Source organism: Spirillospora sp. NPDC046719 (assembly GCF_040645715.1).
In the GTDB taxonomy this organism is placed as follows: domain Bacteria; phylum Actinomycetota; class Actinomycetes; order Streptosporangiales; family Streptosporangiaceae; genus Spirillospora.
The window spans coordinates 1-12952 of sequence record NZ_JBEYYT010000274.1; the positions used below are offsets into that span (position 1 = coordinate 1).

Below are 12952 nucleotides of genomic sequence, written 5' to 3' on the forward strand. Positions count from 1 at the left end.
GCTCGCCGACCGCCTCGCGGACCGGCAGCTCACGCTGAAGGTGACGGAGGCGGCGCGCGAGGCCGCGCGCCCGGCCCTTTGCCGGTAACCGAGTGATCACTTTTCCGTCCCCGGTGTTGACCCGGTCACGTCCCGAACGGACGCTTGCTTACCCCGGGGGTTACCGAAGGGACGGACGATGCTAGGACGTGCTCCCCGGCACCGCTGGACGGCGTTCGCGGCCGTCGCGATGACCGGTGCTCTCGCCTTGTCGGCGTGCGGCGGAAATGACAGCAAGGGCAACAACGACAAGTCCCAGGTCGAGGTCTTCTCGTGGTGGACCGGTCCAGGTGAGGCCGACGGGCTGGCCGCGATGAAGGCCGACTTCGAGAAGAAGAATCCCGGCACGAAGTTCGTCAACGCCGCGATCGCCGGCGGGTCCGGCACGCAGGCGCAGGCGGTGCTGGCGAGCCGGCTGCAGAACCGCAAGCCGCCGGACTCCTTCCAGGGGCACGCGGGCGCCGAGCTGCTCGACTACATCAAGGCCGGGCAGATCGAGCCGCTGGACTCCTTCTACGACGAGAACAGCCTCAAGTCGGTCTACCCGCAGCAGCTCCTGCAGCAGATCAGCTACAAGGGCCACATCTACTCGGTGCCGGTGAACATCCACCGGTCCAACGTGCTCTGGTACAACCCGGGCATCCTGAAGGACGCCGGCATCTCCGACGCGCCGAAGTCGATCCCGGAGTTCATCGCCGACCTGAAGGCGGTCAAGGAGAAGACGAAGAAGGTGCCGCTGTCGCTCGGCGCCCAGTGGACCGCCGACCACCTGCTGGAGAACGTGCTGCTCGGCGACCTCGGCACCGACGCCTACAACGCGCTGTGGAAGCCGGGCGCCGACTGGAGCTCCCCGGCGATGACGAAGGCGCTGAACGACTACGCCGAGATCCTGAAGTACACGACCACCGAGGCCGCGTCCACCGACTGGCAGGGCGCCGCGAAGGCCGTGGTGGACGGCAAGGCCGCGTTCAACATCATGGGCGACTGGGCGTACGGCTACTTCGTCGGCAGCGCGCCGAACGGCCTCGGCAAGAAGCTCGACACCGACTTCAAGTACGCGCCGACGCCCGGCACCGACGGCACCTACCTGTGGCTGTCGGACAGCTTCACGCTGCCGAAGGGCGCGCCGCACCGCGCCGGGGCGCTGGCGTGGCTGAAGGAGGTGTCCAGCCGCGAGGGCCAGGACCTCTTCAACCCGAAGAAGGGCTCCGTCCCCGCCCGCAAGGACGCCGACAAGAGCCTCTACAGCACCGGCTACCTGAAGTACGCGTTCGAGCAGTGGAACAACCCGGCCACCAAGCTCGCGGGCTCGTTCTGGCACGGCGTCAACGCCAGCAAGAAGCAGCACACCGACATCGACACGGCGGTGGGCCTGTTCCTGCAGAGCAAGGACGTCGGCAAGCTCCAGTCCCAGCTCGTCGCCGCCGCGAAGAACAGCGGTCAGTGACGGGAGCGCGCACGGGACGCCGCTGGAACCTGCGCCGGAGCAGGAGGTGGCTGCCGGGTCTGCTGCTGGTCTCGCCGTCCATCGTGGCGATCGGCCTGTTCGTCTACGGGCTGATCTTCTGGAACACGCGGGTGGCGGTGAGCGGCAAGCACGACGAGGTGTCGCCGTACGGGTTCGACAAGGGCAAGAACTTCGTCGACCTGTGGCACGAGCCGAGCTGGCCGGGCGCGGTGAAGCACGCGCTGCTGTTCACCGCCGTGTTCGTGCTCGGCGCCCTCCTGCTCGGCGCGTTCCTGGCGTTCCTGATGGACAAGGGGATCCGGGGCGAGGCGTCGTTCCGGGTCGTCTACCTGTTCCCCATGGCGGTGTCGTTCATCGCCAGCGGCGTGGTGTGGCGGTGGCTGATGAACCCGGCGCCGCCACAGCGCGCCGTCGGGTTCAACCAGCTGTTCGACAAGCTGCACCTGAACGCGCTGGCGAACGACTGGTGGCAGGACCCGCACTGGGGCATGGCCGCGATGGCGCTCCCCGCGATCTGGCAGATGTCCGGCTACGTCATGGCCCTGTACCTCGCCGGGTTCCGCAGCGTCCCCGAGGAGCTGCGGGAGGCCGCGCGCGTCGACGGCGCGTCCGAGTGGAAGGTGTACCGGTACGTGGTCTTCCCGCAGCTGCGCCCGGTGACGCTGTCGGCGCTGATCATCCTCGGGCACATCTCGCTGAAGGTGTTCGACCTGATCATGGCGATCGCCGGCAAGCAGATCATCACCTACGTCCCCGCCATCGCGACGTACGTGGAGATCTTCGACCGGCACGACCCCGCCAACGGCGCCACCATCGCCACCTACCTGCTGCTCGCGGTGGCGCTCCTGGTGATCCCGTACCTGGTGTGGTCGGTGCGGGCGGAGCGGACCCGATGACCGCGGCGAGCACGGCCCGGCCGCCGGCGGGCGCCGGCGCGGCGGCCCGCACCCTGCGGATCGCCCGGCCGGTGGTGCTGCTGGCGTTCGTGATCCTGTTCCTCATCCCGGTGTACGTCCTGGTCGTCACCAGCTTCAAGCCGCTGCAGGAGGCCGATCCGAGCAGCGCGTGGAACCTGCCGCACCACTGGAGCGCGTCGGGGTGGAGCGCGGCGTGGGACGCCCTGAAGCCCGGCCTGGAGAACAGCGTCAAGATCGCGGTGACCGGTTCGCTGATCTCCGCGGTGCTCGGCTCGCTGAACGGGTACGTGCTGTCGAAGTGGCGCTTCCCCGGCGCCGACGCGGTCTTCACGCTGTTCCTGTTCGGGATGTTCATCCCGTACCAGGCGGTGATGATCCCGCTGGCGGGGCTGCTGACGAACATGGGGCTGGTCGGGACGATCCGGGGCCTGGTCCTCGCGCACGTCGTCTACGGCATCCCGATCTGCACGCTGATCTTCCGCAACTACTACGTGACGATCCCGGACGAGCTGATCGAGGCGGCCCGCGTCGACGGCGCCGGCATCATCCGCACGTACTGGTCGATCATCGTGCCGGTGTCGGGGCCCGCGTTCGCGGTGACGGTGATCTGGCAGTTCACCTCGATGTGGAACGACTTCCTGTTCGCGGTGTTCCTCGGCGCGCCCGACAGCTGGCCGGTCACGGTGATGCTGAACAACACCGCGGGTTCGGGCGCGGTCGCCGTCCAGTACAACCAGCAGATGGCGGAGGCGCTGCTCGCGTCGCTGCCGACCCTGCTGGTCTACCTGCTGCTCGGGCGGTTCTTCATGCGCGGGCTGATGGCGGGCGCCCTGAAGGGCTGAGACGGGACGGACGGGGCGCTCCGGCGATCGGGCCGGGGCGCCCCTTTTTTCGCCGCGCCCCGGTCTTCCGCCGGGCGCCGATCCGTCGCACCGGACGCCCCATCCGCCCCACGGGGACGTCCCTTCCGTCCCGCCGGCACGTCAACCGGGCACGGTCCTCGCGCGTCACATTGGTGATCGAAGGGGATCGGAATGGCCACGCACGAGCCGCTCGCCTCCCGCATTGGCAATCGGGCGGAGATGCGCCTAGCCTCTCGGGCATCATCGCGCGGCGAACCGGCGGCGACCGTCCGGCCGGACCCGCGCGATCACACTTCGGGCCGACAGGAGGTGACCGCGTGCAGGCGTTGAGCGTTCAGCAGCCATGGGCGTTCGCGATCGCGCGTGGCGGGAAGACCGTCTCGAACGAGAACCTGCCGACCGCCTACCGCGGCCCGCTCCTCGTCCACGCGTCGATGCGCGTCGACCTGAAGGCGTGCGACTCGCCGCTCGTCCAGGCGGCCGGCTGGGACCCGCGCGACCCGCTCGCCACGATCGGCGCCATCATCGCCGTCGCCGAGCTCGACGGGGTCTGCTCCGCCGCCGCGCGGGGCGGTTCCTGCGACTGCGGCCCGTGGGCGGACCCGGGGGCGCACCACTGGCACCTCGGCGGCGTCCGCGCCCTCCCCCGGCCCATCGTGGCGCTCGGCCGCAGCCCGGGCCTGTGGGAGCCGAAGCCGGCGCTCGTCACCGAGATCAGCACGATGTTCGCGGCGACCGCGGCGCTCGACCACTCGTCCTGAGGGCGTCGGCGGCCTCGCGGAGGCGGGCGAACTCGGCGGCGAGGCGGTCGAGCTGCCAGCTCGCGTTCAGGCCGCTGGGGTTGGGCAGGATCCACAGCCTCGCGGCGCCGAACGCCTCGTCCTGCGGGCCGATCCCGGCGCGGGGCCGCCCGAACGCGGTGCGGTAGGCCGTGACGCCGCAGATGGCGACATAGGCGGGGCCGTGCCGCTCGACGAGCGCGGTGAGGCGGCGGCCGCCGTCGCGGAGCTCCTCGTCGGTGAGCTCGTCGGCGCGGGCGGTGGCGCGCGGCGCGATGTTGGTGATGCCGAGCCCGTAGGCGGGCAGCAGGTGCTGCTCGGACGGGTGCAGCAGCCGGTCGGTGAAGCCGGAGCGGTGCAGCGCGGGCCAGAAGCGGTTGCCGGGGCGGGCGAAGTGGTGGCCGGTCGCGGCGGAGTACAGGCCCGGGTTGATGCCGCTGAACAGGACCCGCAGCGGCTCGCCGTCCGGGGGCAGGACGTCGGGGATCAGGCGGTCGCGGGCGGCCTCGAGGTCGGCCTTGGTGGGGCGCATCAGATCAGGTTACGGACGATCAGGGCGGCCGCGGACGTCCCGACGACGATGAGCAGCGCGATGCGCAGGCGCCCGGCGTCGAGGTAGCGGCGCAGCGGGCCCGCGGCGAAGAAGCCGGCGTAGACGAACGGGAGCAGCGCGAGGCCGGCGGTGACCTGCCGGACCGGCAGGCGCCCGGCGGCGCCGCCCGACGCCGAGGCCGACGCTGCCCTGCACGATGGCGCCGAGCAGCGCGGCCAGGCCGCCGATCAGCAGGACGTCGGGTGGTGGCACGCCATGGAACGGTACATCCCGACTTCTCCGATCTGCGATTACCGATCAGGCGGACGCGTCGGTGAGCGCGGCGAGCTGGGCGTCGGTGAGGGTGGTCCGGAGGGCCTGGAGGATGGGCTGGAGCTGCTCCAGCGTGCGGGCGCTCGCGATCGGCGCGGCGACCGTCGGCTGCGCGGCGAGCCACGCGAGCGCGACCGTCGCGACGGGCGCGCCCTGCTCCTCGGCGACCAGGTCGAGGGCGGCCAGCACCCGGCGCCCCCGCTCGGTCTTCAGGTACTCCCCCGCCCGGCCGGCGCGCGGGCTGTCCACCTCGGCCCCGGGGCGGTACTTGCCGGTCAGGAACCCCGACGCCAGGCCGTAGTACGGGACGCAGGCCAGCCCGTACCGCTCGGCGAGGTCGCGGCGCGGCCCCTCGTAGGTGTCGCGGGACACGAGGTTGTAGTGCGGCTGGATCGCGACGTAGCGGGCCGTGCCCTCGCGCTCGCTGAACTCCAGCGACGCCTCCAGCCGGTCCAGGTCGATGTTGGACACCGCGATCTCGCGGACCTTGCCCGCGCGGACCAGCTCGTCGAGCGTCCCCATGATGTCCTCGACGGGGACGGACGGGTCGTCGAAGTGGGTGTAGTAGAGGTCGATGCGGTCGGTGCGGAGCCGCCGCAGCGAGTCGTCCGCGGCGGCCCGGATGTTCGCGGGCGCGAGGCCGCGCCGGCCGGGGTGCCGCCCGACCTTGGTGGCCACCACGATGTCGTCGCGGTTGCGGCGCTCCGCCATCCAGTCGCCGATGATCGTCTCGGACTCGCCGCCCGCGTTGCCGGGCGCGGACGCCATGTACGAGTCGGCGGTGTCGACGAAGTCGCCGCCCGCCGCCGCGTAGGCGTCGAGGATCTCGAACGAGTGGTCGCGGTCCGCCGTCCAGCCGAACACGTTGCCGCCGAGCGACAGCGGGTGGACGTCGAGGTCGCCGATCTTCCTGGTGTCAGCCATGCTCCGATCCAATCAAAGGGTGCGCCGCCGTTCCCTCCGCGGCCCCGAACATTCCTGACAGAATGTCCGAATGCTCGCCGCTTGTCTTGCCTTTGCCGCGGTGGCGGCCGTCGTCACCGTCACGCCGGGACTGGACACGATGCTCGTCGTCCGGACCACGGTGGCCGCCGGCCGCCGCACCGGGTACCTCGCGGCGGCCGGGGTCGCGTCCGGGTGCCTGACCTGGGCGGTGGCGAGCGCGGCCGGGTTGACGGCGCTGCTCGCCGCGTCCCGGTTCGCCTTCGACGCGCTGCGCGTCGCGGGCGCCTGCTACCTGTTCTGGCTGGGCGCCCAGGCGCTCTGGCGGACGCGCCGCCGGTCCGGCGCGCCCGCCGCCGAGCCGGACGCGCCGGTCTCCGGGCCCGCCGCGTTCCGCACCGGGTTCACCACCAACCTGCTGAACCCGAAGGTCGGCGTGTTCTACATGAGCCTGATGCCGCAGTTCGTCCCGCACGGCGCGCCGGTGTTCGGGACGAGCATGGCGTTCGCGGCGATCCACACCGCCGAGGGCCTGCTGTGGCTCGGGGCCGTGGTGGGCGCGGCGGGCGCGGCGCGCCGCGCGCTGGCGCGCCCGGCCGTCAGGCGGCGGCTCCAGCAGGTCACTGGCCTGGCCTTCATCGGCTTCGGGCTGCGCCTCGTCACCGAGCGCTAGACCGCCCTAGACCGCCGTCCCGGCGTCCGCGTCCGCGAAGTGGCAGGCGACCGCGTGCGCCGCCCCCTCCCGGACGATCAGCTCCGGCACCTTCTCCGCGCACGTCTCGGCGGCCATGAAGCAGCGGGTCCGGAACCTGCACCCGCTCGGCGGCGCCGCGGGCGACGGCACCTCGCCCTCCAGGACGATCTCCCGCGCGGCGTCGTCCGGCCGGTCGCGCACCGAGGGGACCGCCGAGAGCAGCGCCCGCGTGTACGGATGCCGGGGGTCGCCGAACACCTGCTCGGCGGTGCCCTGCTCGACGACGGTGCCGAGGTACATCACCGCGACCTCGTCCGCGATGTGCCGGACGACGTCCAGGTCGTGGGAGATGAACAGGTACGCCACGCCCAGCTCGGACTGCAGGTCCGCCAGCAGGTTGAGGATCTGCGCGCGGACCGACACGTCCAGCGCCGACACCGCCTCGTCGCACACGATCAGCCGGGGCCGCAGCGCGAGCGCGCGGGCGATGGCGACGCGCTGGCACTGCCCGCCGGACAGCTCGTGCAGCCGCCGGGCGGCGTGCTCGGGCCGCAGGCCGACCAGCTCCAGCAGCCGCGCGACCTCGGCGTCCTCGCGGTCGCGCGGGACGATGCCGGAATGGACCCGCCACCCCTCCGAGACGACCGCGGCGACGGTCATGCGCGGGTTCAGCGAGGTGTACGGGTCCTGGAACACCATCTGCACGTCGCGGCTCACGCGGCGCCGCCGCCGGGGCGGCATCGACGCGAGGTCCGCGCCGTCGAACTCGATGGTCCCCGCGAATGCGGGGATCAGCCCCACGATCGCGCGCGCGAGCGTGGACTTGCCGCAGCCGGACTCGCCGACGACGCCGAGCGTCCGGCCCGCCCGGACCGCCAGGTCGAGCCCGGCGACGACGGGCACCCGCCGCCGGCCGAACCCGTGCCGGCCGGGCCGCTGGTAGCCGGCCTCCAGGCCGCCGACCCGCAGGACGACGTCGGCGTCCCCGGCCGGTGCCGCGGTGCCGTGCGCGGTCGCCGTCATCGGTCCTCCTCGGGGTCGTGGGCGGCGCCCACCTCGTCGGCGTGGTGGCAGGCGACGGCCCGTCCGCCGCTCTCGGCGAGCGGCGGGTCCTCGGTCCGGCACACGCCGGTCGCGAACGGGCAGCGGGGGTGGAAGGCGCAGCCGCCGGGCGGGCGCCGCGGATCCGGCGGCAGCCCCGCGATCGGCGTCAGGCGGCCGCCCTCCCTCCCGTCCGGCACGGCCCGCAGCAGGCCCAGCGTGTACGGGTGCGCGGGACGCGTGTAGACGGCGTCCAGCGGCCCCTGCTCCACGATCCGCCCCGCGTACATCACGGCGACCTCGTGGGCCATCCGCGCGACCACGCCGAGGTCGTGCGAGACCAGCAGCGTGGCGAGCCCCGCCTCCCGCTGGCGGCGGGCCAGCAGGCGCAGGATCTGCGCCTGGACGGTGACGTCGAGGGCGGTGGTGGGCTCGTCGGCGAGCAGCACGGACGGGCCGAGCGCCAGCGCCATCGCGATCACGGCGCGCTGCCGCATGCCGCCGGAGAACTCGTGCGGATGGTCGCCGTAACGCGACGCGGCGTCGGCGATGCCGACCTCGCGCATCAGCGCGACGGCCCGCTCGCGCGCCTCCCGGCGGCTCGCGCCGAGCCGCCGGCGGAACGGCTCGGCGATCTGGGGGCCGACGGCGAAGCCGGGGTTGAGCGCGGCCATCGGGTCCTGGAAGACCATCGCGACCCGGCTGCCGCGCGCCTCCCGCCACTGCCGCGCGGTGAAGCCGGCGGTGTCGTCGCCGCCGAGCACGACGCTGCCGGAGGTGATCTCGGCGCCGGGCGGGAGGAGCCCGATGAGGGCCAGGGACGTGAGGCTCTTGCCGCTGCCGGACTCGCCGACGAGCGCGAGGACGCGCCCGGGGCGCAGCCGCAGCGAGACGCCGCGGACGACGGGGGTGACGTGCCGGCCGGAACGGAACCCGATGTGGACGTCGCGCAGCTGCGCGGCGGCGTCCTCGCCGGGCGGGGTGGGGACGGGGTGGACGGCTGACATGGTCATGGGGGTGCCTCTCAGAGCTGGGCCCGGGGGTCGGCCAGGTCGCGGAAGGCGTCGCCGACGAGGCCGACTCCGGTGACCACGGCGGCCAGCGCGATCGCGGGCATCGTGGAGATCCACCAGGCGGAGCCGAGGTAGTCGCGGCCCGCCGAGACGGTCGCGCCCCACGAGGCCTGGTCGGGCGGGATGCCGAGGCCGAGGAAGCTCAGCGACGCCTCCGCGACCATCACCAGGCCGATCTGGACGGTCGCGGCGACCAGCAGCGGCTGCCAGCACGACGGCAGCACGTGCCGCAGGAGGATCCGCGGGTGGCCGGCGCCGAGCACGCGGGCGGAGTCGACGAACTCCAGGTCCCGCGTCGCGAGCGCGGACGCCCGCACGACCCGGGCGAACACCACCCAGCGGGTCACGGCGAGGGTGATGACGACGTTGGTGACGCTCGGGCCGAGGACCCCGGCGATCAGGATCGCCAGCAGGATCGACGGGAACGCCAGCTGGACGTCCCCGATGCGGGACAGGACGGCGTCGGCCCAGCCGCCGAAGTAGCCGGAGACGAGCCCGGCGGCGAGCCCGACAGCGCCGCCGGCGAGGACGGTGGCGGCGGCGACGAGCAGGGACACGCGGCTGCCGGCGAGCAGGGTGGTGAGCATGTCCCGGCCGAGCTGGTCGGTGCCGAGCCAGGCGACCGACCCGTCCCCGAGCCGCGAGCCGGGCGGCAGGAGGCGGTGCGGCAGGTCGGTCGCGACCGGGTCGTAGGGCGTCAGGACCGGCCCGAGGAGCGCGGCCAGGACGAACAGCCCGACGACGGCGAGCCCGATCCACGCCCGCACCGGCAGCCGGCGCCCGCGGCGTCCGCGGGGCTCGGCGGCGGCCGGCGCGGGCGCGGCGGCGATGGCGCTCATGGTGTGCTCCCGTTCATGCGTTCTGCGGGGTGAGGCGCGGGTCGAGGGCGACGCACAGGACGTCGACGACGAGGTTCAGCGCGATGTAGCAGACGGTGATCGTGACGATGGCGGCCTCGACCACGGCGTAGTCGCGGTTGGTGATGGCGTCGACCATCAGCGAGCCGAGGCCGGGCCAGGAGAACACGACCTCGACGATGACGGCGTTGGCGATGAAGTTGCCCATCAGCAGCCCGAGGACGGTCACGACGGGCAGCGCGATGTTGCGGGCGACGTGCACGTACAGCACGGCGCCCTCGCCGGTGCCCTTGGCGCGCGCGGTGCGGACGTAGTCCTTGCCGATCTCCTCCAGGGCGCCGTTGCGGACGAGCCGGGCGAGCCAGCCGACGAACGGCAGCGCGAGCGTCACCGACGGCAGGATCACCGCCTCGGGGCCGCCGCCCGCGGTGCTGGGCAGCCAGTGCAGCTGCCGGGCGAACAGCAGGATCAGCACGATGCCGAGCCAGAACGACGGCAGGGCCTGCCCGACGAGGGAGCCGGCGGACACGAGCGCGTCGAGGATCCGGCCGGGCCGCCGCGCGCACAGCATGCCGAGGGGGAACCCGGCGGCGAGGGTGATGACGAGGGCGAGGGCGGCGAGCGCGAGGGTCGCGGGGAAGCGGTCCAGGGTGGCGCTCATCGCGCTGCCGCCGAGCCGCCAGGAGTCGCCGAAGTCGCCGTGCAGCACCTCGCCCATGTGGGTGAGGTACTGCCGCCACAGGGGCTTGTCGAGGCCGAAGTCGGCGCGGACGGAGGCGAGCTGGTCGGCACTGGCGTCCGGCCCGAGGATGAGGGTGGCGGGGTCGCCGGGGACGATCCGCACGACCACGAACACCAAGGTGACGGCGCCCCAGGCGACGAGGACGGCCTGGCCGGCGCGGCGGAGCAGGAAGCGGCCCATCAGGACGTCCTTCCGGTCCGTGCGCCCGAGGGCGCGGGCCCGTTGGTGGAGGAGCGGACGACGAGGTCGGCGGCCAGCAGCGTCCGGCCGGGGACGTCCGCGGGCGGCGCGCCCGCCATCCGCTCCAGCAGCCGGTCGACGGCGGTCGTGCCGACGCGCGCGGCGGGCAGCCGGACGGTGGTGAGCGGCGGGGCGAGGTAGGCGGCGAACGGGTGGTCGCCGTGCCCGGCGACGGCGACGTCCCCGGGGATGGACAGGCCGTGCTCGGTGAACGCCCGGTACAGGCCGAGCGCGAAGTAGTCGTTGCCGGCGAGGACGGCGGAGCCGGGCTCGATCCGGTCGGCGAGCCGGCGGCCGATGGCGTAGGAGTCGATCGGGTCCCAGGGCTGCGAGCTCGCCTCCCGGCGGCGGGTCGGCACCCGCAGGACGTGGTCGTCGCGGACCTCGATGCCGCGCTCGGCGAGCACCGCGCGGAAGCCGCGGATCCGCTCGGCGACCGGCGAGATGTCGAGGTCCTCCTCGACGAGGTACAGCTCGCGCGCGCCGCCGTCCACCAGGTGCTCGGTGGCGCGCCGGGCGCTGTCGTAGTAGTCGACGCCGACGAGGTCGGCGTCCAGGCCGGGCAGGTCGCGGTTCAGCAGCAGGACGGGCGTGCCCGACTTCTCGAGCCGCTCCCAGTGGTCGATGCCGTGCTGCACGGGGACGGCGAGGACGCCGTCGACGCCCCACCGCATCAGCTCCTCGGCGACGCGCCGCTCGTTCTCGGCGCTGTCCTCGGTGACCATCAGCATCAGCGAGTAGCCGTGCACCCGGCCGCGCTCCTCGATCGCGCTGATGAGCCGGGCGTAGAACGGGTTGGAGGGGTTGGTGATGACCAGGCCGATCGCCATGGCGTTCTGGAGCACCAGCGACCGCGCCATCGTGTTCGGCACGTACCCGAGCCGGTCGGCCTCGGCCCGCACCCGCTCCCGGGTCTCGGCGCTCACCGCGTCCTTGCCGGCGAGGGCGCGGGACACGGTGTTGACCGACAGGTCGAGCGCGGCGGCGATGTCGCGCAGGGTGGCCCGGCGGCGCGGCGTCATGGCGTCCTCCTCGTGACCGTGGACAGGTCGGGCTGGTTGTTCGCGGCCGGGGCGAACCCGGTGATCCCGGAGCCGAGGCCGTAGGCGGTGGTGAGCGCGGCGGGGAAGACCCCGACCGCGTCGTCCCAGACGATCCTGCACGCCTCGGCGTACAGCCGGGCCCGGTCGCCGGAGTCGGCCGCCTGCCCCGCCGCGGCGAGGATCTTGTCGAGCGCGGGGTTCTTGTAGCCCATCCGGTTCGCCTTGGAGGTGTAGAGGCGGCCGAGGGTGAAGGCGGCGTCGCCGGTCGTCACCGTGTTGGTCTGCAGCTCCATGTCCCAGTCGAGGCCGTTGAGGCGCTGCAGCCACTCGGCCTTCTCGATGCTCTGCGGCCGGACGGTCACCCCGACGTCCTGCCACGCCGAGATCATCGACTGGGCGAGCTCGCGGGCGAGCGGGCCGGTGGCGTCGAACCACATCATCGTGGTCGTGAACCCGTCGCCGAGGCCCGCGTCCCGCAGCGCCTTGCGGGCGGCGCCCGGGTCATGGGCGTAGGGCCGCTGGGCGGCGTGGCCGAACACCGTGGCGGGGATCGGGGCGTCCATCCGCCGCGCGCCCGCGCCGAACAGCCTCCCGACGATCTCGTCCATGTCGAGGGCCTGCACCATCGCCCGCCGGACGCGCGGGTCGGTGAACGGCCTGCGCCCGCAGTTGAACCAGGTGAGGTAGTACGTCCAGCTCGGCACGGACGCGACCCGCACGCCGTGCTTCCCCTTCACCTCGCCGAGCTGGTCGGACGGGACGGGCCACAGCAGGTCGACGTCGCCGTTGCGCAGCGCCGTGATCGCGCTGGACGTCTCGGCGATGAACGGCATCGAGATGCCCGGCAGCCGCGCGGGGCCCGCCCAGTACCCGTCGAAGCGGGCCAGCTCGACGGCGGTGGACGGGGTGAACCCGGTGACGCGGAACGGCCCGGAGCCGATGGGGCGGCGCTTCTGCGCCGGGTCGGCGACGAGCCGCGCCGGGACGATGAACAGCAGCGTCAGGTTCACCGGCAGCGTCCCCATCGGCCCGTCCGTGACGAACGTGACCGTGGTGTCGTCGTCGGCCCGCGCGGACTTCACGGTCGCCCACAGCGCGCTCTGCGCCGACTTCACCGCCTTCGTCCGGTCGAGGCAGGCGACGACGTCGCGGGCCGTCAGCGGGCTCCCGTCGTGGAAGCGCACGCCGGACCGCAGCCGGAACACCCAGGTGGTGTCGTTCTCGCGCCGCCATGACGCGGCCAGGCCGGGCACCAGCCGGCCGGCCTCGTCGCGGCGGACGAGGGTGTCGAAGACCAGCCGCTTGACGATCAGCGACGCCTCGTCCACCGCGGTGCCCGCGTTGTACGGGTCGAGGTCGGTGACCGGCTGCCCGAACGCGGCGCGCAGC

The 12952-nt window shown here is 73.4% G+C and carries 13 protein-coding genes; 5 read left to right on the top strand and 8 right to left on the bottom strand.

The genetic code is table 11. From position 1 onward, the window contains the following. Nucleotides 1-178: 178 nt before the first annotated feature. From ABZ914_RS34140 to ABZ914_RS34155, 4 genes are all read left to right on the top strand, one after another. The gene (locus ABZ914_RS34140) at nt 179-1486 is read left to right on the top strand and encodes an ABC transporter substrate-binding protein (protein WP_500198325.1); all 1308 of its coding nucleotides are present in this window, start codon (nt 179-181) and stop codon (nt 1484-1486) included. Beyond that, complete coding sequence (locus ABZ914_RS34145; RefSeq protein WP_347256737.1) at nt 1483-2403, top strand: carbohydrate ABC transporter permease; 921 nt, start codon at nt 1483-1485, stop codon at nt 2401-2403. The genes ABZ914_RS34140 and ABZ914_RS34145 overlap by 4 nt, the downstream gene beginning before the upstream one ends. Then, complete coding sequence (locus ABZ914_RS34150) at nt 2400-3266, top strand: carbohydrate ABC transporter permease (protein WP_190857454.1); 867 nt, start codon at nt 2400-2402, stop codon at nt 3264-3266. Before ABZ914_RS34145 ends, ABZ914_RS34150 begins: the two co-directional genes overlap by 4 nt. Before the next feature lie 338 nt (nt 3267-3604). Continuing rightward, nucleotides 3605-4048: an ASCH domain-containing protein gene (locus tag ABZ914_RS34155; RefSeq protein WP_500198327.1), complete on the top strand. Its 444-nt coding sequence runs from the start codon at nt 3605-3607 to the stop codon at nt 4046-4048. Here ABZ914_RS34155 and mug read toward each other — a convergent pair. Beyond that, nucleotides 4002-4598, bottom strand: coding sequence for a G/U mismatch-specific DNA glycosylase (gene mug / locus ABZ914_RS34160; protein ID WP_500198329.1), 597 nt, complete (start codon nt 4596-4598; stop codon nt 4002-4004). The two genes, ABZ914_RS34155 and mug, sit on opposite strands and share 47 nt — an antisense overlap. 318 nt (nt 4599-4916) lie before the next feature. Then, nucleotides 4917-5855: an aldo/keto reductase gene (locus tag ABZ914_RS34165; RefSeq protein WP_500198330.1), complete on the bottom strand. Its 939-nt coding sequence runs from the start codon at nt 5853-5855 to the stop codon at nt 4917-4919. 100 nt (nt 5856-5955) lie between these two features. Between ABZ914_RS34165 and ABZ914_RS34170 the strand changes: the two genes are divergently transcribed. Next, nucleotides 5956-6546, top strand: coding sequence for a LysE family translocator (locus tag ABZ914_RS34170; RefSeq protein WP_347256738.1), 591 nt, complete (start codon nt 5956-5958; stop codon nt 6544-6546). A gap of 6 nt (nt 6547-6552) precedes the next feature. Here the strand turns inward: ABZ914_RS34170 and ABZ914_RS34175 are convergent, their stop codons facing one another. The 6 genes from ABZ914_RS34175 to ABZ914_RS34200 form a co-directional block, all read right to left on the bottom strand. After that, nucleotides 6553-7590 carry an ABC transporter ATP-binding protein gene (locus ABZ914_RS34175; protein ID WP_500198332.1) on the bottom strand — a complete coding sequence of 346 codons (1038 nt, stop codon included), beginning with the start codon at nt 7588-7590 and terminating at the stop codon, nt 6553-6555. Beyond that, nucleotides 7587-8621, bottom strand: a complete 1035-nt coding sequence (locus ABZ914_RS34180; RefSeq protein ID WP_500198333.1) for an ABC transporter ATP-binding protein — start codon at nt 8619-8621, stop codon at nt 7587-7589. Before ABZ914_RS34180 ends, ABZ914_RS34175 begins: the two co-directional genes overlap by 4 nt. Before the next feature lie 11 nt (nt 8622-8632). Beyond that, on the bottom strand, nt 8633-9520 hold the full coding sequence (locus ABZ914_RS34185) for an ABC transporter permease (RefSeq protein ID WP_500198335.1): 888 nt from the start codon (nt 9518-9520) through the stop codon (nt 8633-8635). Between the two features lie 13 nt (nt 9521-9533). Next, complete coding sequence (locus tag ABZ914_RS34190; RefSeq protein ID WP_433151125.1) at nt 9534-10460, bottom strand: ABC transporter permease; 927 nt, start codon at nt 10458-10460, stop codon at nt 9534-9536. Beyond that, the gene (locus ABZ914_RS34195) at nt 10460-11542 is read right to left on the bottom strand and encodes a LacI family DNA-binding transcriptional regulator (RefSeq protein ID WP_500198336.1); all 1083 of its coding nucleotides are present in this window, start codon (nt 11540-11542) and stop codon (nt 10460-10462) included. The genes ABZ914_RS34190 and ABZ914_RS34195 overlap by 1 nt, the downstream gene beginning before the upstream one ends. After that, a partial coding sequence (locus tag ABZ914_RS34200) for an ABC transporter substrate-binding protein (protein WP_500198337.1) occupies nt 11539-12952 on the bottom strand: 1414 nt, incomplete at its 5' end. The genes ABZ914_RS34200 and ABZ914_RS34195, both read right to left, overlap by 4 nt.

What these genes read in the sequence shown, in the direction of transcription:
- ABZ914_RS34140 (WP_500198325.1), top strand. Translation starts at nt 179, where the DNA reads ATGCTAGGACGTGCTCCCCGGCACCGCTGGACGGCGTTCGCGGCCGTC.
- ABZ914_RS34150 (WP_190857454.1), top strand. Translation starts at nt 2,400, where the DNA reads ATGACCGCGGCGAGCACGGCCCGGCCGCCGGCGGGCGCCGGCGCGGCG.
- mug (WP_500198329.1), bottom strand. Translation starts at nt 4,598, where the DNA reads ATGCGCCCCACCAAGGCCGACCTCGAGGCCGCCCGCGACCGCCTGATC.
- ABZ914_RS34165 (WP_500198330.1), bottom strand. Translation starts at nt 5,855, where the DNA reads ATGGCTGACACCAGGAAGATCGGCGACCTCGACGTCCACCCGCTGTCG.
- ABZ914_RS34175 (WP_500198332.1), bottom strand. Translation starts at nt 7,590, where the DNA reads ATGACGGCGACCGCGCACGGCACCGCGGCACCGGCCGGGGACGCCGAC.
- ABZ914_RS34180 (WP_500198333.1), bottom strand. Translation starts at nt 8,621, where the DNA reads ATGACCATGTCAGCCGTCCACCCCGTCCCCACCCCGCCCGGCGAGGAC.
- ABZ914_RS34185 (WP_500198335.1), bottom strand. Translation starts at nt 9,520, where the DNA reads ATGAGCGCCATCGCCGCCGCGCCCGCGCCGGCCGCCGCCGAGCCCCGC.
- ABZ914_RS34190 (WP_433151125.1), bottom strand. Translation starts at nt 10,460, where the DNA reads ATGGGCCGCTTCCTGCTCCGCCGCGCCGGCCAGGCCGTCCTCGTCGCC.
- ABZ914_RS34195 (WP_500198336.1), bottom strand. Translation starts at nt 11,542, where the DNA reads ATGACGCCGCGCCGCCGGGCCACCCTGCGCGACATCGCCGCCGCGCTC.